Source organism: Euzebyales bacterium (genome assembly GCA_035461305.1).
Classification (GTDB): domain Bacteria; phylum Actinomycetota; class Nitriliruptoria; order Euzebyales; family JAHELV01; genus JAHELV01.
In genome coordinates, this window is the sequence record DATHVN010000155.1 from 1 (window position 1) to 21,268 (window position 21,268).

17 protein-coding genes are annotated in these 21,268 nt (G+C 70.4%); 10 read left to right on the forward strand and 7 right to left on the reverse strand.

Annotation, left to right across the window (positions count from 1 at the left end; genetic code table 11):
• On the reverse strand, positions 1-1,587 hold a 1,587-nt coding region (ftsH, locus tag VK923_14250; GenBank protein HSJ45836.1), incomplete at its 3' end, for an ATP-dependent zinc metalloprotease FtsH.
• Between the two features lie 215 nt (positions 1,588-1,802).
• Between ftsH and VK923_14255 the strand changes: the two genes are divergently transcribed.
• From VK923_14255 to VK923_14265, 3 genes are all read left to right on the forward strand, one after another.
• Entirely contained in the window at positions 1,803-2,114 is a 312-nt protein-coding gene (locus VK923_14255; protein ID HSJ45837.1) for a DUF427 domain-containing protein, read from the forward strand.
• A gap of 184 nt (positions 2,115-2,298) precedes the next feature.
• Positions 2,299-4,314 (forward strand): hypothetical protein, encoded by a 2,016-nt coding sequence (locus tag VK923_14260; GenBank protein HSJ45838.1) that lies wholly within the window; start codon positions 2,299-2,301, stop codon positions 4,312-4,314.
• A gap of 345 nt (positions 4,315-4,659) precedes the next feature.
• Positions 4,660-5,277 (forward strand): ATP-dependent Clp protease proteolytic subunit, encoded by a 618-nt coding sequence (locus tag VK923_14265; protein ID HSJ45839.1) that lies wholly within the window; start codon positions 4,660-4,662, stop codon positions 5,275-5,277.
• 31 nt (positions 5,278-5,308) lie between these two features.
• Here VK923_14265 and mutM read toward each other — a convergent pair whose 3' ends face one another.
• A complete protein-coding gene (gene mutM, locus VK923_14270; protein HSJ45840.1) occupies positions 5,309-6,121 on the reverse strand; it encodes a bifunctional DNA-formamidopyrimidine glycosylase/DNA-(apurinic or apyrimidinic site) lyase in 813 nt (270 codons plus the stop codon).
• Positions 6,122-6,236: 115 nt separating this feature from the next.
• Here mutM and pruA point away from each other — a divergent pair, with 115 nt between their 5' ends.
• The 3 genes from pruA (at position 6,237) to VK923_14285 (ending at position 10,199) form a co-directional block, all read left to right on the forward strand.
• Positions 6,237-7,862 (forward strand): L-glutamate gamma-semialdehyde dehydrogenase, encoded by a 1,626-nt coding sequence (pruA, locus tag VK923_14275; GenBank protein ID HSJ45841.1) that lies wholly within the window; start codon positions 6,237-6,239, stop codon positions 7,860-7,862.
• 29 nt (positions 7,863-7,891) lie between these two features.
• Positions 7,892-8,755, forward strand: a complete 864-nt coding sequence (locus tag VK923_14280; GenBank protein HSJ45842.1) for a diacylglycerol kinase family protein — start codon at positions 7,892-7,894, stop codon at positions 8,753-8,755.
• Positions 8,756-8,843: 88 nt separating this feature from the next.
• On the forward strand, positions 8,844-10,199 hold the full coding sequence (locus VK923_14285; GenBank protein ID HSJ45843.1) for a 3-deoxy-7-phosphoheptulonate synthase class II: 1,356 nt from the start codon (positions 8,844-8,846) through the stop codon (positions 10,197-10,199).
• A gap of 383 nt (positions 10,200-10,582) precedes the next feature.
• Here the strand turns inward: VK923_14285 and VK923_14290 are convergent, their stop codons facing one another.
• The gene (locus tag VK923_14290; protein ID HSJ45844.1) at positions 10,583-11,770 is read right to left on the reverse strand and encodes a MarP family serine protease; all 1,188 of its coding nucleotides are present in this window, start codon (positions 11,768-11,770) and stop codon (positions 10,583-10,585) included.
• Between the two features lie 84 nt (positions 11,771-11,854).
• Positions 11,855-12,352 (reverse strand): hypothetical protein, encoded by a 498-nt coding sequence (locus VK923_14295; protein ID HSJ45845.1) that lies wholly within the window; start codon positions 12,350-12,352, stop codon positions 11,855-11,857.
• A gap of 468 nt (positions 12,353-12,820) precedes the next feature.
• On the opposite strand from VK923_14295, the gene VK923_14300 reads away from it, so the two are divergent.
• Complete coding sequence (locus VK923_14300) at positions 12,821-13,627, forward strand: coenzyme F420-0:L-glutamate ligase (protein ID HSJ45846.1); 807 nt, start codon at positions 12,821-12,823, stop codon at positions 13,625-13,627.
• Here VK923_14300 and murJ read toward each other — a convergent pair.
• Positions 13,553-15,070: a murein biosynthesis integral membrane protein MurJ gene (gene murJ / locus VK923_14305; GenBank protein ID HSJ45847.1), complete on the reverse strand. Its 1,518-nt coding sequence runs from the start codon at positions 15,068-15,070 to the stop codon at positions 13,553-13,555. The two genes, VK923_14300 and murJ, sit on opposite strands and share 75 nt — an antisense overlap.
• Positions 15,071-15,524: 454 nt before the next feature.
• Here murJ and VK923_14310 point away from each other — a divergent pair, with 454 nt between their 5' ends.
• The 3 genes from VK923_14310 (at position 15,525) to VK923_14320 (ending at position 18,979) form a co-directional block, all read left to right on the forward strand.
• Positions 15,525-16,901, forward strand: a complete 1,377-nt coding sequence (locus VK923_14310) for an alkaline phosphatase PhoX (protein HSJ45848.1) — start codon at positions 15,525-15,527, stop codon at positions 16,899-16,901.
• A gap of 65 nt (positions 16,902-16,966) precedes the next feature.
• Positions 16,967-18,175: a phosphoserine phosphatase SerB gene (gene serB, locus VK923_14315; protein HSJ45849.1), complete on the forward strand. Its 1,209-nt coding sequence runs from the start codon at positions 16,967-16,969 to the stop codon at positions 18,173-18,175.
• Between the two features lie 54 nt (positions 18,176-18,229).
• Entirely contained in the window at positions 18,230-18,979 is a 750-nt protein-coding gene (locus tag VK923_14320) for a hypothetical protein (protein ID HSJ45850.1), read from the forward strand.
• 90 nt (positions 18,980-19,069) lie between these two features.
• Here VK923_14320 and VK923_14325 read toward each other — a convergent pair whose 3' ends face one another.
• Positions 19,070-20,014, reverse strand: coding sequence for a DMT family transporter (locus tag VK923_14325; GenBank protein ID HSJ45851.1), 945 nt, complete (start codon positions 20,012-20,014; stop codon positions 19,070-19,072).
• A gap of 413 nt (positions 20,015-20,427) precedes the next feature.
• Positions 20,428-20,907, reverse strand: a complete 480-nt coding sequence (locus tag VK923_14330; GenBank protein HSJ45852.1) for a hypothetical protein — start codon at positions 20,905-20,907, stop codon at positions 20,428-20,430.
• Positions 20,908-21,268: the final 361 nt, after the last annotated feature.

A 21,268-nucleotide genomic window follows, 5' to 3' on the forward strand; every position in this document is an offset into this window, starting at 1 on the left:
CACCTGCTGCTGGCTGCCGTAGCCGATCGGGCCGAGCTCCTCGCTCATCCCGTACTCGCGCACGATCGCGCGGGCTAGCTTCGTCGCCTGCACCAGATCGTGCTGGCCGCCGGTCGTCGGCTGGCCGAGCACGACCATCTCGGCGGCGCGGCCGCCGAGCATCACGCGGATCTTGGCCTCCAGGTAGCTCAACAGGTAGATGTGACGCTCGTCGATCGGCAGCTGCTGGGTCACGCCCAGCGCCATGCCGGTCGGCAGCACGGTCACCTTGTAGACGGGGTCGGCCTCGGGATCGAGGAACGCCGCCAGCGCGTGGCCGCCCTCGTGGTAGGCGACAGCCAGCTTCTCCTTCTCGTCCAGCCGCAGGCTCGACCGCTCGCGGCCGATGGTGTGGCGCTCGCGGGCCGCCTCGACGTCGCGCATCCGGATCTCGTCGGAGCCGTCGCGCACGGCGATGAGCGCGGCCTCGTTGATCAGGTTCTTCAGGTCGGCGCCGGCCATGCCGGGCGTCCCCCGCGCGAGGACCGCGAGATCGATGTCGTCGGACATCGGCTTGCCCGTGGTGTGGACCTGGAGGATCTGCTCACGCTCCTCGAGCGTGGGCAGGGGCACCACGATCTGGCGATCGAACCGTCCTGGCCGCTGCAGCGCAGGATCCAGCACGTCGGGGCGGTTGGTCGCGGCCATGATGACCACGCCCTCTGACCCCTCGAAGCCGTCGATCTCTCCGAGCAGCTGGTTCAGCGTCTGCTCGCGTTCATCGTGGCCTCCGCCGAGGCCGGCCCCCCGCTTGCGGCCGATCGAGTCGAGCTCGTCGATGAAGATGATCGACGGCGCGTTCTCGCGCGCTGTCTTGAACAGGTCGCGGACGCGGCTGGCGCCGACGCCGACGAACATCTCCATGAAGTCCGAGCCCGTGACAGAGATGAACGGCACCCCGGCCTCACCCGCGGTCGCCTTGGCCAACAGCGTCTTGCCCGTTCCGGGCGGCCCGACGAGCAGCATGCCCTTGGGCACCTCCGCACCGGCACGGCGGAACCGATCGGGCTCGCGCAGGAAGTCGACGACCTCCTTGATCTCCTGCTTGACCTCGCGGTAGCCGGCGATGTCGTTGAACCGCGTCGTGGGCTCGTGCGGCTTCCACAGCCGCGCCGTGGATTTGCCGACCCGCGACAGGGGACCCATCTGTCCCCGGGCCTGCCGGTTGAGGTACCAGAACAACCCGAAGAACAGCAGGATCGGCAGGCCGAACAGCAGCAGGAACGACGTCAGGCTCTCGCCCTCGACCCGAGCGTCGATCTCGACGTCGTTGTCCTCGAGAAAGTCCTCGATGCCGTTCTGGCCGATGACCGTTGCCGGCGGCAGCGTCGAGGTGAACCCGCCCTCGGCGCGGTCGCTCGATTCCGCCCAGGTGCCTTCGATCGCCTGGCCCGTGAAGGTGACCGACGCGACGTCTCCACTGGCGACCGCGCGACGGAACTCGTCATATGTCAACGGCTCACTCGCCGCGATCGGGTTGAGCAGCCACAGCAGACCGAGCGCGATCAGCAGGCCGATCAGCAGCCGGTTGCGACTGGTTGGATTCACCGGTGCCTCGCTACGTTTGTTGACTGCACCATTCGTACCCTCACTTCGAGGAACCCACCAGTACGCGAGATCGTCACCCGCAGCCACGGTGACGAACCGTCTGGTCACCCAACGTCGCGGAGGTTCCGATGTCACGTTCGACGCCGCTCACGCCGGGTCCGCTCAGGAATCGGTATGGGAGCCATCCCGCCCGCCGCGGGGGGAGGCAGACGGACGTGGCGCGGCGGATCGTGTGTGCCGGCAGGACCGTCGTCGACACGACCGACGCCGTGCGCGTGCTCGAGACGAGCCATCCGCCGACCTGGTACATGCCGGTCGCGGCGCTGCGCGGCGCGCACCTGGCGATGACCGCGTGCAGCACCTGGTGCGAGTTCAACGGCCGGGCGTCGTACGGCGACATCGTCGGTCCCGACCGCACCGTCCTCGCCCCCTGGTGCCGCGTGGTTGTATCGGCAACCGGCCCAGGGGTTTCGAGCAACTTGACGGACGGTGCCCTGTCCATCCGCATCGGGTGGACAGGCGCCTAGTTGACGAGGAACAGGTTCGCGGCCAAGCTGGAGAGTTCCATGGCGGATGGGTGACCAACGATGTGGTTGGACTTTTCAAGGGTGAACAGGGAACCCTAGGCTGGTGAAGATGCCCGTCGCGTGCCCGAGTCATGACAACCTGTTCGGGCCGGGCCCGTCCTAGCGGTCAAAGCTGGAGGACCACGTGCTACGCACCGACCTCACCGATCACCGCGGCACCGATGACGCCGGTCTGGTGCGGGCGGTCGCCGGCGGCGATGCCATCGCGCTCGCCGAGGCATACCACCGCACCATCACCGCGGCGTACGCGTGCGCGCGGAGGCTGCTCGCGTCGCCCGTCGAGATCGAGGCGCTGGTGCGCTCGGTCTACAGCGAGCTGTGGGAGGAGCCCCCGCTCGACGAGGCGATGGAGGGGTGGGTGCGGTCCCGCTGCTACACGCTGGGCACGGGGTACCTGCGTCAGCGTGGGCTGTCGGCACCGTCAGCGTCACTCGCCGCGTGGACCTCGGGTGTCGACGCCGACGAGCACAACGCCCGGCACGACCCGCTCGAGCGGATGATCGGCGAACTCACCACCGAGCAGCAGGCGGCACTGGTGCGGGCGCACGACCAGGGCCTGCGCACAGCCGAGCAGGGGGACCCCGAGGCCGGGGTCGCGCTGCAGCATGCGCTGCTGGTGCTGGCCAGCCCGTTGACCGATGATGAGCGGCACGCCGCGGAGATGTGCTCGAGCGGAGTCGCGCTGGCCAACTGGATCTTCGGCCTGCTGCCGCCGCACGAGGCGGCGACCGTGCCGGGCACCGCCGCCGAGCCGACGCCGTGCGGTCGCCTGGCCGGCGTGCTGCGCCGCGCACGGCGCAGGTTCGAGCCGCTGCCGCCGACGCCCGACCTCGGGCACCGGGTGCTCGCGTGGGTACTGTCGACCAGCACCGTCCGCGGTGCCGGCGACCTGCACGCCTCGAGTCTGGACACCGATCTACGCGTCGCATCGGCCGATCTCGACCACGGTGCGGGTGACCGCGCCAACGGCGCACCGCGCTCGTCGCTGGACATGAGCGTGCCCCCATCCCCGCCAGCCGGGGCCGAGCGGCAGCCGGTGACGGCGCTGCGCCGGGACGACGGTGGGTCGTCGGAGGGTTGGGCACGGCCCGGCGTGGACGACGACCAGGCCCCCGACACGGGCGACGACCTGCCCACGCCGTTGCGGACTCCGGGTGGCCCGCCCGCGCTCGCGGGCTCCAGCGCGCCCCCGCTCGCGTTCGGCAACGCCGCGCCCGCGCTGGCTCCCGAGTTCATCGAGGACGACGGCGAGCAGCTCGTGCGGATGCCGCTGCGGCAGATGGGGCGGCCGGCGCTGGCGCCGCAGACCGATCGGGACGCCTCCGGGCCCGAAGACACCCAGACGAGCCGGGCGACACCCGGCCCAGCGGAGGAGGACGTGGTGCCGCCGCCGGCTGCGCTGCGTCCGGCGCAGGACGACGACACGGTTCCACCGTCCGGCCGCCGGCCCGAGCCGGCACCCAACCCGCTCGGCATGCCAGCGAGCAGCCCACGCGGGATCGACGACGACCGCACGGCGCCGTCACCTCTGACCGCCGAGGAGGGACGCGGCAGCCAGGCCGAGCATGACATCGGCGGCGACTCGCCATTGCGACGCCCTGCGCCTGGGACGGGGCAGGTCCAGGCCCGGGGCCGGGACCTCGACACAGCGCCACGCTCCCCCCTCGGAAGGGCCGAACCCACCGACGACCGGTCGTTGCCCACGCACGGGCGGCAGACCGACGCGGGTGGCACCAGACCGGGAGACGACGACGCCACGGTGCAGACCCCCATTCAGCGCGACGACAGCGATCCACGCTTCGACGACCTGTTCGGCGAGGCCGCACGTGACACCGACGGCCCTCCGCCCGCGCGGTCCGGATCCGCGTCCAACCTGACCGCCCCGAAGCTGCCCGCCGCCCGACGCCCGACCCCGCCGCGGTCGTCCTCGTCGTCCGGGGACGCCGCACCTTCGTCCCAGGGCCGTCCCGCGCCGTCGCTGACCACCCAGACGGCACCGACAGCCCCGATCGGGCCGACGGTCTCGAGCACCGAGAGCGAGCCGGGCGGCGGCAGCAGCGTGCTGCGCTGGCTGGTCGTACTGCTCCTGATCGCTGCCGGAGCAGCGGTCGGCATCTTCCTGGGCCAGATGCTTATCTGACCCGGTCCTCGTGGCCGGGCCGCGCCACCCGCCCGGCCGGCGGCGCCGTCGCGCCGGCGGACGAGGCGTCGCGACAGCCCGCCACGGTCGCACCGTCGGGCGCCTCACTGACCGCGTCGAGGCCCGGGCCCTCGGCCCGGCGTCCGCGAGCCACCCACCTGCGTGTTCCCGTGCGGATGAAGCAGGTGACGCGGCGCGTGTGACGCGGGCCGCTCACGGCGGCCCGCTCCACCGCTGTGACCCGCTGCTAGGCTTCGGGAGGACGTCCGGCGGAGGGTGGTCCCCAGCAGACACCCGGGCCGGCTCTGTCGGACCCACCCGACACATCGTTCGAAGGTGCTCCTCGTGTCCCAGCCCACTGCAACGCCCGACGGCCTGGCCGGGCGCATCCTCGCCCACGAGGGTGGCCCGGAGTTCGACTTCCTCGCTGGATCCAGTGTGTTCCGCAAGCTGTACGACTACCGCATCCTGTATCTGCGGGGACCCATCGAGGACACCGTCGCCGACACGCTCGTCGCCCAGCTGATGTCACTGGACGCCGAGTCCGAGAAGGACGTCACCCTCTACATCAACTCCCCCGGTGGCCTGGTCAGCGGCATGTTCGCCGTCTACGACGTCATGCAGCTGATGCGCTCGAAGGTCAACACGATCTGCGTGGGCATCGCCGCGTCCGCGGCCGCGTTCCTCCTCGCGACCGGCACGGGCATCCGCGCCGCGACGCCCAACGCCCGCATCATGTTCCACCAGCCCCTCGGTGGCGCCCGCGGGCAGGCGGTCGACATCCAGATCCAGGCCAAGCAGATCGTCTTCCTCCGCGAGCGGCTCTACGAGATCCTCGCCAAGCGGACGAACAAGGACATCGAGGAGATCCGCCGCGACGCCGACCGTGACTTCTGGCTTTCGGCGGAGGACGCGGTCACCTACGGCGCGATCGACGAGGTCCGCAGGCGCGGCGGGGTCTGAGGCGCGCCCGTCACGATGGGCGGCGCCGGCGTCACACGCGCTGACAGCGTGGACAGTAGGTTGTGCCGCGGCCCGCGACGTCGACCTTGCGCAGCGCGGTCCCACACCGCGGGCACGGCCGCCCCTCCTGGCCGTACGCGATCAGGAACGTCGCGTTGCGCCCCGACTGGCCGTTGACCATCTGGTAGTCGCGGAAGGTCGTGCCCTCGCGCTCGATCGCGTCCGTGAGCACCTGGCGGATCGCGGACCACAGCCGGGCGGCACGCTCGGGGCCGATCCGCCGCGCGCGCGGGTTGATGCCGGCCAGCCAGAGGGCCTCGTCGGCGTAGATGTTGCCGACACCGGCGACCGGACGCTGGGACAGCAGCTGCGCCTTGACCGTCATCCGCGACCGCCGCAGTGCCGCGTGGAACCGTACCGGCTCGAAGTCGGGTCCGAGCGGCTCGGGGCCCATGTGCGCGAGTGTCGCGATGCCGGCGTGGTCGCCGGCGTCGACGACCGTCAGGCGGCCGAAGCGACGCACGTCACGGAAGTCGAGCACGCCGTCGTCGAGCGTGAACGTCGCGCGGACGTAGGCGTCGGGGACCCAGTCATCGTCACGGAAGCGGAACGCGCCGGTCATACCGAGGTGCATGACCAGCTCCCGCGCCGGCGTCCGCGGTGCGTCGAGGTCGGCCAGCAGGTACTTGCCGCGCCTGCGCAGCGCCGTGATCCCGGAGCCGACGGCACGGTGGATGTCGGTGAAGCGCGCCTGCGGGTCGACCCTGACGTCGGCGATCCGCCGGCCGACCAGCCGCGGACGCAGCTGGCGGGCGACGCTTTCGACCTCGGGAAGCTCGGGCATGGGTGCCAGCTTGCCGCGTCACCGCGTGACGCGATGAGAAGGGCGGTGACCCGGGTAGGTTGCAGGGCGGCCGGTGCCACCGCCGGCTGCCCTGCCGTCATCGTTGGAGGCACACATGGCCAGCAGCATCACCGAGGTCCCCCAGCCGGCCAACGAGCCGGTGCTGTCGTACGCGCCCGGGAGTCCCGAGCGCGACGCGCTGGCCGCCGAGCTCGACGCCGTGGCCGGGGAGGTGGTCGACGCGCCCCACGTGATCGCCGGCGAGGACGCCCCCGCCGATGAGACCTTCCAGGTCCGCGCGCCCCATCAACACGACCTGCACCTCGCCGACGTTCACCAGGCCACGCCACGACACGTCGAGGCGGCGATCGGCACGGCAACCGCCGCCGCACGGGAGTGGGCGGCCACCCCGTTCGAGGACCGTGCCGCGGTCTTCCTGCGCGCCGCTGACCTGCTGGCGGGTCCGTGGCGCGACCGGATCAACGCCGCCACCATCCTGGGTCAGTCGAAGTCCTGGCACCAGGCCGAGATCGACGCGGCCTGCGAGGCCATCGACTTCCTGCGCTTCAACGTCGCCTTCGCCCGCGACCTGCTGTCGATCCAACCACACAACGTGGGCGGGCTGTGGAACCGCATGGACTACCGCCCGCTGGAGGGCTTCGTGCTCGCGATCACGCCGTTCAACTTCACGGCCATCGCGCTCAACCTGCCGACTGCGCCGGCGCTGATGGGCAACACGGTGCTGTGGAAGCCGTCGGAGAAGCAGGCGCTGGCCGCCCATTGGACGATGCGCCTGCTGATCGAGGCCGGCCTGCCGCCGGGTGTCATCAACCTCCTGCACGGCGACGGCGCCCTGGTCAGCGATGTGGCGATGGACGATCCCCAATTCGCCGGCCTGCACTTCACCGGCTCCTCGACCGTCCTACACGGCCTGTGGCAGCGAGCGGCCGAGCGCCTCGAGACCTACCGCGGATTCCCGCGCATCGTCGGTGAGAGCGGCGGCAAGGACTTCGTGGTCGCGCACCCGTCGGCGTCGGTCGACGAGCTGGTCGTGGCCCTCGGGCGCGGGGCGTTCGAGTACCAGGGCCAGAAGTGCTCGGCGGCCAGCCGCGCGTACGTGCCGGAGAACCTGTGGAGCGACGTCCGCGACGGCATCGCCGACCTCGCGGGCGTCATCCCCACTGGTGACGTCGCCGACCCGTCCGTCTTCTTCGGCGCGGTGATAGACGGGGCGGCGTTCCGCAAGCACACCGACGCCATCGCCGCGGCGGCCGACCGCGGGGCCAAGGTGCTGGTCGGCGGCGGCACCGACGACAGCACCGGGTGGTTCGTCGAGCCGACCGTGCTGGTGACCGACGACCCGATGTCGACGACGATGACGACCGAACTGTTCGGCCCCATCCTGAGCGTCCACGTCTACGACGATGCGCGCTGGTCGGAGACGCTGGAGCTCGTCGACCGGACGAGCCCCTATGCGCTGACGGGTGCGGTGTTCGCCCAGGATCGCACCGCCGTGCAGCAGGCCGACCGGGTGCTGCGCCAGGCCGCCGGCAACTTCTACATCAACGACAAGCCGACCGGGTCCGTCGTCGGGCAGCAGCCGTTCGGCGGCGCCCGCCGGTCGGGGACGAACGACAAGGCCGGGTCGATCTTCAACCTCCAGCGCTGGGTGAGCCCACGGGCGATCAAGGAGACGTTCGTGCCGCCGACCGACTGGCGCTACCCACACCTCGGCCAGTGAGCGGTCCCGCGAAGCGACAGGCGCTGTTGGTGGCCAACAGCGCAGCGGGCTCGACGACCGCCGACAGGCTCGACGACGTCGAGGCGGTCCTGCGTGCGGAGCTCGCGATCACGCGTGCCCTCACCGACGGTGTCGATGAGCTGCGTGAGATCCTCGCGTCATTCGACGGCGACCGCGTGATCGTCGCCGGAGGCGACGGTAGCCTGCACACGCTGATCAACGTGCTGGCAGACATCGACCGGCTCGCCGACGTGGTCATCGGCCTCGTCCCGATGGGCACCGCCAACGACTTCGCGACCGGACTCGGACTGTCCACCGACGACCTGCTGGCGACGGCCCGCGCGTGCATCGACGGCGAACCGGTGACGATGGACGCGCTCGTCGCGGACGATGGTGAGATCGTCGTGAACGCAGCTCACGCAGGTGTGGGCGCCGTCGCGTCGCAACGGGCGCAGGCGGCGAAACCCGTGGTCGGCGCACTCGCCTATCCTCTCGCCGTACTCGTCGCGGGCGCCACGACACCCGGGTACGAGCTGGCCATCACGGTCGACGGCACCGTCGTCCACGACGGCACGACGCTGTTCGCACTGGCCGCCAACGGACCGCGCCTCGGCGGCGCACGGCTGTGCGTCGGCGCGGACCCGACCGACGGCCTGATGGACATCATGGTCATCGGCGACGTGCCGGTGGCCGACCGCGCCGGCCTGGCGCTGCGCCTGCAGCGCGGTACCCGCACCGACCACGAACGGGTCGACCAGTACCGGGGCACCAGCCTGCGCGTGCACGGCGACGCCGTGGACCACAGCAGGGACGGCGAGCTGCGGCGCGGGCTGGCCGACGTGACCTACTCCGTCCGCCTCTCGGCCTGGCGGGTGCTGCACGCGCCGCGGTGACCTGCCAGGTGGTCCGACATGCAATCCGTCGTGACAGCCCGTACGGTTGCCCGCGGACACTCCTGGCCACGCATAGGAATGCCGCACGATGACCATGCGACTGGACGACACCTGGACGCCCGAATCGTGGCGCAGGCTGCATGTTGCGCAGCAGCCGGACTGGCCCGACCCCGACCAGCTCGAGCGGGTCATGCTGGAGCTGTCGGCGCAGCCGCCACTGGTGTTCGCCGGCGAGGCGCGGCATCTGCGCGACCAGTTGGCCGCCGTGTCGCGCGGCGGCGCCTTCCTCCTGCAGGGCGGTGACTGCGCCGAGACGTTCGCCGCGTTCTCCGCCGACGCGATCCGCGACAAGCTCAAGATCCTGCTGCAGATGGCCGTGGTGCTGACCTACGGCGGGCAGCTGCCGGTGGTCAAGGTCGGCCGGATCGCCGGGCAGTTCGCCAAGCCGCGGTCGTCGCCGACCGAGCGGCGCGGCGACCACGTGCTGCCGTCGTACCGGGGCGATGCGGTCAACGACCTGTCGTTCTCGCCCGAGGCCCGCGACGCCGATCCGGAGCGCCTGGCACGGGTTTACCACCAGTCGTCGGCGACGCTCAACCTGCTACGCGCGTTCACGCGTGGCGGGTTCGCCGACCTGGAGAAGGTCCACCTGTGGAACCAGGAGTTCGTGCGGGACAGCCGCCAGGGCCAGCGCTACGCGGCCGTCGCGGACGAGATCACGCGTGCGCTGAACTTTCTGCGCGCGTGCGGCGTCGACGTCGCCAACGACCCGACGTTCCACACCGTCGACTTCTGGACGTCCCACGAGGCGCTGCTGCTCAACTACGAGGAGGCGCTGACGCGCCGCGACTCGCTGACCGGTGACTGGTACGACTGCAGCGCCCACCTGCTGTGGATCGGCGAGCGGACCCGTGACCCCGACGGCGCCCACGTGCACTTCCTGTCCGGGGTCGGCAACCCGGTCGGCGTGAAGCTCGGTCCCACCGCCACCGCCGATGAGGTCGTGGCGCTCGCCGAGCGCCTGAACCCTGACAACGAGCCGGGCAGGCTGACGCTCATCGCGCGGATGGGGGCTGCGGCGGCGCCAAACCGGCTGCCAACCCTGGTGCGCGACGTCGACCGGCGTGGCCTGTCAGTGGTCTGGGCCTGCGACCCGATGCATGGCAACACCATCACCAGCGCGACCGGCTACAAGACGCGCCGGTTCACCGACGTCCTCGACGAACTTCGCACCTTCTTCGGCGTGCACGCCCAGGAGGGCACCGTCCCCGGCGGCGTCCACTTCGAGCTGACCGGGGAGGACGTCACCGAGTGCCTCGGCGGTGCCCAGGAGATCGTCGACGCGCACCTGTCGCATCGCTACGAGACGGCCTGCGACCCCCGGCTGAACAACAAGCAGGCGCTGGAGCTGGCGTTCCTGGTGGCCGAGATGCTCCAGGACTGATGTGGAGGTCAGGTTGGCATCAAGTGGCAGGCGGGGAGTTCTCGTCTGGCGGGTGTGATCAGGAGTGTGGGGGTCAGCGTCTGGGCCGCTCGCCGTTGACGGGACGGCACGGGCGAGGTCCAGTCGGCGACGGTCCTGTCAGGGCGACGCCGATGGCGGGGTCGCCGGTAGTGGTGGGCGGCCTCGACCAGCAGCCGCTGCGCATGCGCGGGCCCGGCGGCACCTCCCATGACCGGGGTACCGGTCCGGGACACACCTCCGGACCGTCAGTCCCCGCACACTTCATGCGCGGGGTGCCGGCCAGTCGAGCTCCTCAACCGATCCGACGCTCCATAGGGTCCAGGGTCTGTGTCCCGGCCGGGACCGGGAACAGACCCTGGGCATCAATCGAAGCGGCACGACCCGGTGTGGGCCATCCGGGTCCGTTCCGCGCCCTCGGCGACGACGTCGCGCACCGAGTCCGCCGTCAGTGCGTAGCCGGTGTTCGACTCCGTGACCGCCGCCGCGAAGACGACACCGGCGACCTCCCCCTCGGGCGTGACGAACGGCCCGCCCGAGTCGCCACGCTTGACCTCGTCGGCCAGGATCAGGACGTCGCGCGTGACCGTGTCCCGGCTGTAGATGTCACGGCCCACGGCCTGGACCCGCCGGCGCACCGCAGCGGGCTTCACGGTCAGCTCACGCCGCCCGCCGGGGAACCCCAGCGTCGCGCCGGTCAGGCCCCGGCCGGTCGGCTCGTCGATCCACGGCAGCGCCGGGGCCCGCAGCCGCGGTGCCGCCACCACGGCCAGGTCCAGCCGCGGGTCGAACAGCACGACCCGTGCCCGCCTGGTGCCCTCCGGCCCCCGCACCCGGACCCGCTGGCCCCCCGCGACGACGTGAGCGTTGGTCACCACAACACCCCGCTGCGTGACGAACCCGCTGCCGAACGAGATGCTGTCACATCCCGACACCTCAAGCTGGACGACGCTGTCGACGGCGGCGGCCTCCGCCGCCGCGACCGCGCTCCCCTTGGGCGTCGGCGCGGGCGGCGCGGTGACGTCTGGCCGGATCTCGCTGAAGACCTCCGGGAAGCCCTGCTGGTCCAGGTACGTCCCGACCCGGGTGACCACATCCGGCGGCGTCGGCAGGGCCGCGTCGATCAGGCTGACCAGCCGCGAGCCGTGCAGCGTGTTCGCCAATAGCTGCGACGGACCACGCGACAGCGGCGTCGCGAGCAGCCAGACCGCCAGCACCAGGCCGACAGCAGCGACCGCGATGCCCGCCGCAGCGTCGACGCCACCGACACCCGCCCGCGCCGCCGCGCGGCGCAGGCGCAGGCCGACGGCGATGCCGACGGACTGGGACGCCAGCAGACACGCCAGCAGGATCGTCAACGTCAGCAGCGCCAGGGTTGGGCCCGGGCCGTCCGCCAACAGCGCCGCGACGTCGGGTGCGACGACGGCACCGATGATCAGGCCGATCGCCGCTGTCCCGTAGGAGGCGACCTGCGACAGCCCGCCCAGCCGGCCCCCGCGCACACACACGATTACCAGGACGACGAGCAGCAGGTAGTCGAAGCCGGTCAGCACGATGTGCGATCCCCGCCCACCGGCTCGCTCCGCTCGCCCTCTCCCCGATCCCCGCCCACCGGCGTGGTAGGCACGGCACAGGCCTCAGACCAGGCGGCGGATACGGCCGTCCGACGCGTGCAGCACCGCACGCGCGGCCTCGTGCAGCGCGGCGTGGTGCGTTCGGAAGAGCGTGATCTCGTCATTGGCGTCTTCGTGGTCCGGTCGCTCGGCCTCGTCGGAGTCCGCTTCGTCGTCGAGCGCCGCCAGCGCGGCATCCCAGTCCGTCGCCGCCGCGGCGTCGCGCAGATGCATCGCCGGTGCCTGCAACAGCGCCCGTTCCAGATCCTGGATGACGGTGAGGACCACGTCCGTGGTCGTCACCACCCCCGGGGTCGTGAGCAGGTGCAACGCCTGGAGCTTGCGCATGGCCATGGCCATCACCAGACGCGGCTCGCCGAGCTCCGCCACGGCCGAGTCGACGGTCCGCAGGTCGAGCGTAACCGTGTTCGGCACGGCGAACCACTTGCGCAACAACGTGAACAGGTCCTCCGTCGCGCCGCGGATGGCAAGCAGTTCGCGTGGCTTGGGGATCTCATCCATCACACCCAACGCTAGCGGAGTGAATAGGCGGCCGGGTGCGTCCGAGGGGCCGAGCCACCGCGTGACAACGTGTGCCGTGATTCGCGGAACGCGACACTGACTCGCGGATCCTCGTTCCCCGCCGCGCCCAGACGTCGTCAGCCTTCAACGGCCCAGGGCCGTTCTGCTCCAAGCCTGACAGGACAGCGCCGGTCAGAATGCGCTGCATTGGAGGTTCACTGAGGCCTTCGAGCGCACCAAGAGGCAGCAGGTTCGCATCCGACGCCGACACGGTCAGCGCGATGCACTCCGTGTTCGCGCCGCTTCGGTGTACACCAGGCCATCCCGGCGTGCGCGTGTGCCATCGTCGACCCGTTATCGTGAACCGTCGCGTCGGCAGCGGCAACGTCGACGCCGGTAGACCATCCGTTCAGGTTCCACTTATTTCGCCCATTCCGCTGTTATTGTGCGCTCGGCGAACGCCGAGGATTGGAAGGGGCCATGGAAGTCAATCCGTGTACTGCTGTGCCGAACACCAACGACGCATCATCTGCGGTCCGTTGGTGCCGGACCGTGGAGGTCGGTGGCGTCAGATACACCCGCGCAGTCGTGCGCACACAATGGATTCAACCAGGTGACGATCTGGGTCACCTTCTCGTCAGCCAACTCGGACCACTGCTCGAAGAAGGCGACCTGGCCATCGTCAGTGAGAAGGCGGCAACGATCGCGGAGGGTCTTGCCATCCCCGCGCGTGACGTGTCGGCGGGTTCGCTCGCAACCCGACTTGCGGCCTGGGTGCGGCCAACGGACTCGTCCCGCGGCCTGAGCATTCCGGAGAAGATGGAGTATGTTCTCCGAGAGGCGGGACGCTCCCGAGTGCTGTTCGCCACGGCGACTGCTGCGTTGACACGTCCCCTCGGTCTTCGTGGTGGCTTCTACTTCGTCGCCGGGCGTGTCGCGAGATCGATGGACGGCATGCGTCCTCCCTTCGAGCACATGCTCATTCCGCCACTGACGCCGCGTGTCGCGGGCGCGCTGGCGCGGTCCCTGGCGGACCGTCTCGGATGGCCGGTTGCAATCGTCGACATGAATGATCGTGGTGGCTCGATACGGACGATGTCACATCGCGTGATAAGTGCGCGGCGGTTGCGACGCGTCCTGTCGGACAACCCGTTGGGGCAGCGGGACGAACGCACACCGATCGGCATCGTGCGTCGGCTCTCACCCGGAGCGTTGGCGCCTGCTGCTCGGGAGCCGATCGATGAGCTGTCGCACGAGGTCGAGCAACGCGTCTAGCTCGGGAGCCCTCAGCACCCGCAACGTGGCGAGGTGGATGACCACGCCGGCCGCGGCCGACACAGCGACAGTGAACACGACCCCGGTCGAAGCTGGGGTCGGCAGCACTCCCATGAGCACCCGCATCACGACCGCGGTCGGCACCACGGCTACGACATTGCGCGCCACGGCGGCGACGAGGTCGCGGACGACGACACCGTGGTGCGAACGGGCGAGCATCGCGATCGCCATCACCGCTGACGCGGCGAACGACAGTGTCGTGGCGGCGCCGAGGCCGATGACGCCGAACCTCGGACCGAGCACGAGGTCGCCCACCACGTTGACGCCCAACCCGACGCACGCGATCGCGGCGGGACGCCAGCGGTCCTGGAGCCCGTAGAGCGCCCGCATCGCCAGGTCCCGTACACCGAGCGCGACCAGACCGGGAGCGAACGCGGCCAGCGCGGCCGCGGTGCGTACCGCTGCGGCGTCGGTGAAGGCGCCCCTGCCGTACACGACCTGCACTGTCGGCAACGCCAGGATGACCATGGCGGTCGCGACCGGCGTGAGCAGCGTCAGCAGCGCGGTCATCCCGCGGGTGCTGAGCCACGCGAACGCGCGACGTTGCGACGCAGCCGCCCCCAGGGCCGGATAGAGCACCTGCAACAGCGCGACGACGAGCAGTCCGTGCGGAAGTCCGACGAGGCGGTAGGCGTAGTTCAGCGAGGCGATCGCGCCATCGGGCAGTCCCGACGCGACCATCCGGTCGACGACGACGTTGATGTTCGACACGACGTGACCGACGAGGATCACGGGCAGCAGTCCCGAGATCGCCGCCATTCCTGGATCCCGGAGGCGAACGGCCCCGAACCAACGAAAGCCGGTACGGCGCAACGACGGGAGCTGCACGAGGACCCGGAGGACCGATCCCACCACGAATCCCCACGCGAGTGAGGCAACCCCCATGACGGGACCGAGCACCAGCGCTGCAGCGATCATCGCAGCGTTGAACGGCACACCGACGACCGCCGGCCAGAAGAACCGTCGGTGCACCTGGAGCAGTCCGGAGACGAGGTTCATCCCGGCGACGAACACGGTGGAGATGAGTAGCACGCGCGTCAGATCCGTCGCCAACCGTGCGGGAGCCGTCCCGAAGCCGGGTGCGAGCAGCCGCACCATCGCCGGCGCGGCGAGCGCCACGACGATCGATGCCACACCGAGGACAGCGGTCACCACCACGACGACCGTGCGGAACAACTGATGGCCGAAGTAGGTCTCGCCGTTGCGCACCCTCGCCGATATGAGAGGGACGGTTGCCGTGACGACTGCGGTCGACACGAGGGCGATCAACACGTTCGGTACCTGATGGGCGATGAGGTACGCATCGACTTCGACGCTGGCACCAAACACACCGGCGATGACGGCTTCGCGTAGAAACCCGCTCAACCGGCTCGCGGCCGTCACGACGGTGACAAGCACGGTGGCAGTCGCAACGCCGGCGCCCGCCGTCCGGACGCGAGATCCTGACGCATCTGTCGTCAACTACGGCCCCCGGTCCGGTCGTTCATCCTCGCACCAGCACGAGCGCGTTCGATGGTCAGGTCATAGCACTCCGACGGCCAACACGCGCATCGTCATGAACGACGGACCTTCGCCGACAGCGCCGCGTAGCGGAACCGCACGGGCCAGACCTTAGCGCGAACATCGTCGTATTGCGGTCAACCGCCGCCACCAGAACGGCGCGCCGTCACGCTGCCGCGAGCGATGCGCACCGCATCCTGCTGTTGCGCCCGACGCCCGGAACTGCTTACGTTGTCGCCGGGCTCGCCGCCAGTGGTCGTCATCGTGCGGCTGCCCGGCGCACGATGCACGGCGGGGCACGGCCTGTGACTCGCGTGCCCACGGGAGGTGGTCGCCGATGTCCACACCACCCGTCAGCCGTCGTCGCGTTCTCCGGGCGACCGTGGGCCTGGCGGCGATCGGCACGACCGGGCCGCTGCTCGCGCTGATGGAACGCGCAGCACACTCGACGACCGCGCGGCCGGACCGCCGCCACCTGCGGGCGTCTGACAACGGTGGGTACGGACCGCTGCGTGCTCCGAGACGGCCGAGGTATGCATCCTCCGGGCCGGCCGACCGCGCGTGGCTGGCGCTGCCCGAAGGCTTCGTCTATGCGACGTTCGGTCACACCGGCGAGCGGATGTCGGACGGCAGTCCGACACCGTCCAGACACGACGGCATGGCCGCGTTCCACGCCCCTTCGGACTGCGGGTCCGTGTGGCTGGTGCGCAACCACGAGCTCAGCCCGGGCGACGTACCTCCGGTCGTCGGTGCACCCACTTACGACGACGGAGCGGCCGGCGGCACGACCAACCTGTTGTTCGACACCCGGCGCCCGCGACTGCTGAAACACTTCGCGACCATAGCTGGGACCACGCGCAACTGCGCGGGCGGGCCGACGCCGTGGGGCACCTGGCTGACCTGCGAGGAGACCTTCGATGCCGGCCCCGATCGGCCGCACGGCTACGTCTTCGAGGTCCCCGCCGACCGGCCCGCCACCGCCGCGAAGCCACTTGTCGAGATGGGACGCTTCGTCCACGAGGCGGTCGCGGTCGACCCGGCGTCGGGCTTCGTGTACGAGACCGAGGACCGCACCACGGCCGGCTTCTACCGGTTCCGGCCGAAGAGGCCCGGGAGCCTGGCCGACGGGGGACGTCTCCAGATGCTCAAGGTGAGGCATCGCCCGAACTACGACACGCGAACCGGGCAGCGCGTCGACGAGCCCCTCCCGGTGGTCTGGGTCGACATCGACGAGCCCGATCCGGCAGCGGCCGCCGAACCCCTGACGGTCTACCATCAGGGCGCCGCTCGGGGGGGCGCGACCTTCGGCCGGCTCGAGGGCGCCTGGTACGGCAACGGCTCCATCCACATCGTCTCGACCTCCGGCGGTGACGTGGGTAGGGGCCAGGTCTGGGAGTACCGACCCCACGACGCGCGCGGTGGCTACCTCAGACTCACCTTCGAGTCGACGGGCGTCGAGCTCCTCAACAGCCCGGACAACATCACGGTCTCTCCCAAGGGCAGCCTCGTGCTCTGCGAAGACGGTGACGGTGCCAACACACTCCGCGGCGTCACCAGGCAGGGCCAGATCTTCGACGTCGCACAGAACGTCAGGAACGCGAGCGAGATCGCCGGCGCGACGTTCAGCCCCGACGGCTCCACGCTGTTCCTCAACATCCAGGACCCCGGCCTCACGGTCGCGATCACTGGCCCGTGGGGGCGCGGAGCGCTCTGACCTCGTCGCTGCGCTCCCGGCCGCACGCGTGAGGTCGCCCGCGCATGCGCACTACGATGTTGCGCGTGACTGATGCGAGCGCTCTTCTGATAACGGTGACCGGACGTGACCGTCCGGGGATCACCGCCGCCCTGTGCGCTGCGCTCGAGGAGCACAGCGCGCGCATCCTCGACATGGAGCAGGTAGTCATCCACGACCGCCTGATCCTGGGGATCCTCGTGTCGCTGACGGGTGACGAGGATCTCCTCCGCGACGCGGTGTCACAGATCGGCGCCGACACCGGCATGCAGATCGAGATCGAACGTATGGCGTCCCGTCGCGCCGGCAGCCCGGCCGACCGCCACTCCGTCGTGATGCTCGGCCAGCCACTGCGACCATCCGCGGTGGCTGCGCTGACGGGGGTGATCGCCGAGCAGGGCGCGAACATTGACCGCATCGAACGCCTCTCGCGCTACCCCATCACCAGCTTCGAGCTGACGATCTCGGGGGCCGACGGGACGCGGCTGCGCGAGGGCCTTGCCACCGAGGCCGCCCGTCAGCGGGTCGACGTGGCGGTGCAACCCTCCAACCTGTACCGACGCGCCAAACGGCTGATCGTGATCGACGTCGACTCGACGCTGGTGCAGGATGAGGCGATCGAGCTGCTCGCCGAAGACCTCGGCTGCGTCGACAAGGTGCGCGAGATCACCGCACGGGCCATGGACGGTGAGCTGGACTTCGCCGAGGCGTTGCGCGAGCGCGTGCAGCTGCTCGCCGGATGCCCCGAGGAGGTGCTCGAACGGGTGCGTGGCCGGCTACGGCTCACGCCGGGCGCCCCCCTGCTCGCGCGGACCCTGCGGCGCCTGGGGTTCGTCACCGCGATCGTCAGCGGCGGGTTTCGTCAGATCGTCGACCCGATCCGCGAGGAGCTCGGCCTCGATCACGCGGTCGCCAACGAGCTCGAGATCATCGACGGCCGGCTGACCGGTCGGGTGGTCGGCGGCATCCTCGACCGCACCGGCAAGGCGGACGCGCTGCGCGCGCTCGCGCGCGAGACGGGAGTGCCCATCAGTCAGACGGTGGCGGTGGGCGACGGCGCCAACGACCTGGACATGCTGAGCACGGCGGGCCTGGGCATCGCCTTCAATGCCAAGCCTGTGCTACGTGCCGCTGCGGACACGACCGTCAACGTGCCGTATCTTGATGCGATCCTCTTCCTGCTGGGCATCACCCGGGAGGAGATCGACGCCGCCGAGCTTGACGCCTCCAGCGCCCGGCCCGACGACCAGAGCTGACAGGGAGCCGCGCGGCATGACCTCACATAGCCCATCGTCGCGGGGTCACGGGTGATGGCGCTGTTCACCAGGACCCGCACGAACCCGATCTTCTACCACAACCGCCTCGAGCTGATGCTCCGCGACGAACCCGAGCGCCTCGAGCGCATGCGCACGGAACCGGCCAACGCCGACCTGCTCACCTGGAACGTGTTCGCATCGCTGGACACGCACGACGACCAGGACTGGTTGGCGTACCGCCTGCAGGACATCGGTGGCCCGAACCTGCGGGCCCCGGTCCGCATGTCGTTGTTCTCCGGCCGTGTGCGCGCCCCGTACCTGCGGCCGAGCACGGCGTACGTGCGTGAGATCCACCGGCGTGCCGGGGTGGCACATGGCGACCACGACGGCGTCGCCATGTTCGAGGAGCCCATCGAGATCCCCGTGCGCATCGAGACGCCGGGCGTGCTGCTGCTGGTCGACACCGGACGTCAGCGTCTGCGGTTGGGCGCCGGCGGGCGCGACCGCATCGCCGAGGTGGTGGACAGCGGCCTGGAGCACGCCCGCCGGCTGTCGTCGCGCCTATCCATCGGGATCGTCCTCGACGGCGACAGCGACGTGCTGCGCTCTGAGGTCCCGACGCTGGCGACGTCAGAACGCCTCGTCGAGCGACTGCCCTGGCGAGGTGCACTCCCCCACGTCGAGTTACACGGCGCGGGCTGGTCGACCGCGCTGGCGTTGTGGGAGGACGAGGCACGCCACCTCGACCTCGGTGGTCAGCCGGCCCGTGCCTTCCAGTCCTACGCGGAGCGCGCCACCGGCTGACCGGTAAACCGCTACGGTCCGGCGACGCATGGTGCGGCCCCGCGCCGGCCGGACCGGGCCGCGGGCTGGCTCGTCCTCCGGGTCGTGATGTCACGCCGCGCTGCGGAGCGCATCGGCGCGCAGACGGCGGCCATCACCGGACAGCACGGTGCCCGCAGCACCCGCCACGACCAGCGCGCCGCCGACGAGGTGCCGCAGCGACAGCGGCTCGGCCAGCAGCCACCATGCGAGACCGCCGGCGACGAACGGCTGCGCCAGCCGCATGATCGGCGGGATGTTCGCAGGCACGTAGCGCAGCGGCCAGGTCATTACGAAGTGGCCGACCGCGCCGGGGCCGACGGCCACGCCTCCCGCCAGCAGCAGGTCGACGCCGCGGACGTCCAGCACCGGCGCATCGGTGACCAGGACGAAGGTCGACACGACGCATGCGGCGACGCTCATCGTGCCCAGCAGGAAGGCCGCGACCGGCAGGTGGTCGCGCCCCCACTTCGACAACAGGAAGAACGCAGCGAAGAAGACCACGTTGGCCAGCGCCATCGTCATGCCGGCGGCGCTGCCCGCCGGCGACGCCGCTGCGGCGAGGGCGAGCAGTACCGCACCAGCGATCGCCACGGCCGCCCACGTCCAGAAGCGCGGACCCGGTCGCTCACCGAACATCCAGCGGGCGCCGACCGCCGTCACGATGGGCGCGAGCGCGTTCATCAGCGAGACATCGACGACCGTCGTCATGCGGATGGCGGTGAAGAACAGCAGCTGGTGCATGCCGAACGCCACGCCCGCCCAAACCGCGACCCGCCAGGCACGCAGCAGCGGCCACGGCGCACCGAGGGCACGTTGCACGACCGCCACGGCGCCCAGCGTGCCCACGCCCATCCACAGTCGCCAGAAGCTGAAGACGGGGCCTGACACCGCCGACGCCTGCAGCATCACGGGCCCTGTCGAGTACAGGACGACCCCGACGGACACGAGGACCAGGGGGTAGCGGCGCGCGGCAGCACGCCCGTGAGACACCACATCGGTCGTCACGCGCGTCATGCCGCCCACGGCGACAGGCGCTCCGACCGTCGAGGTCGGAGCGGGGCGACTAGGTCAACGCCACCACCACGGCGTTCTAGCTGGTCAGGGGCCGGATTCCACGTCCGGCCCCTTCTCTCGTGATGCCTCACGATGCCGGGTGTTCCCGCGCTCGTGCGGAACATGTGCGGAACACGCCTGCCTCTGGTGGGTCCGTACGCGAGGGCGCACGTTTGACGACGACACAAGCGGTCCGGCGGTGCTGTGAACACCCCGGGCCCCGGCCGAGACCCCGGGAGGTCCCGACACATGCAGCATCGCAGAGGCGCGGTCGCGCGCCATCGTCCGACATCAGCTCGTGGACCGCTGCCGGCGGCCCGATCACACAGGAGCGTACCGCGCGCGTTGCTCGGCGAGGACTTCGTCAAGATCCTTCACCACGGCCGCGGCGGCGCCCAGACCGCCGCAAGTCCTGCTCTGCGACATGCGGCCGAGCTGACCGACGACGACAGGCTCAGCTTGATGGGACAGAACACGGGGAGCGGGTTGAACGCTATGTCGCAGGGGTCTAGCGAGTGCGGTTGCCGCCAGGGGGCTTCCCGCCCCGTTTGATGATCTTGATCGCCGACGGACGGGGGCGCGGCGGCGGTGGCTTCGGTTGCTGACCCTTGCCCTTGCCCATCCCACACTCCACTGATCGTTATCTGGTCCGCCGAGCCTACCAACACACCGGCGGCGAGCAGCGCAGCCGACAGCAGCAACGCGTGGCGGGCGAGAGCCAACCTGCGGGCCTTCTTCAACATCTGTGTCAGGTCGTAGGTAGCAGCTCTGATCTCTGTGTCGAGCAACTCAAGCATCGCCGCCTGCTTGTCCGTTGCGGCCAGCCATAGCTCTCGTGCCTCGTCGAGGTCCATGAGGTTGGTCGCTGGAGATCAACGTCAACCACGATCGAACCCGGCTCCCTCTTCATCCGTCCAAGTGCAGTCAAGGCGGCTTGCACATGGGGCACTCGTCTGGAGAGATCGCCCATGCGCTTCTGTCGTCGGGCGGGGCATCGGACAGTGAAACTTCCGGTCCCTCGCGCTCCGTTGACTTCGTTCGAGGGCTGTGACGGCGAACGAACGCGGCCAAGACCGCGACGACGGTCGGAAGATCCCCTTCTGAGTCATTGGCGATCCGCTCCAGCGCGTGGATCCCGCCGAGCCGCACATCGAGGTTCTCGTTGCCAAGTTGGCGACTGCACGGGTGAAGCGGTCGACCAGCTGAGCGTCCCGT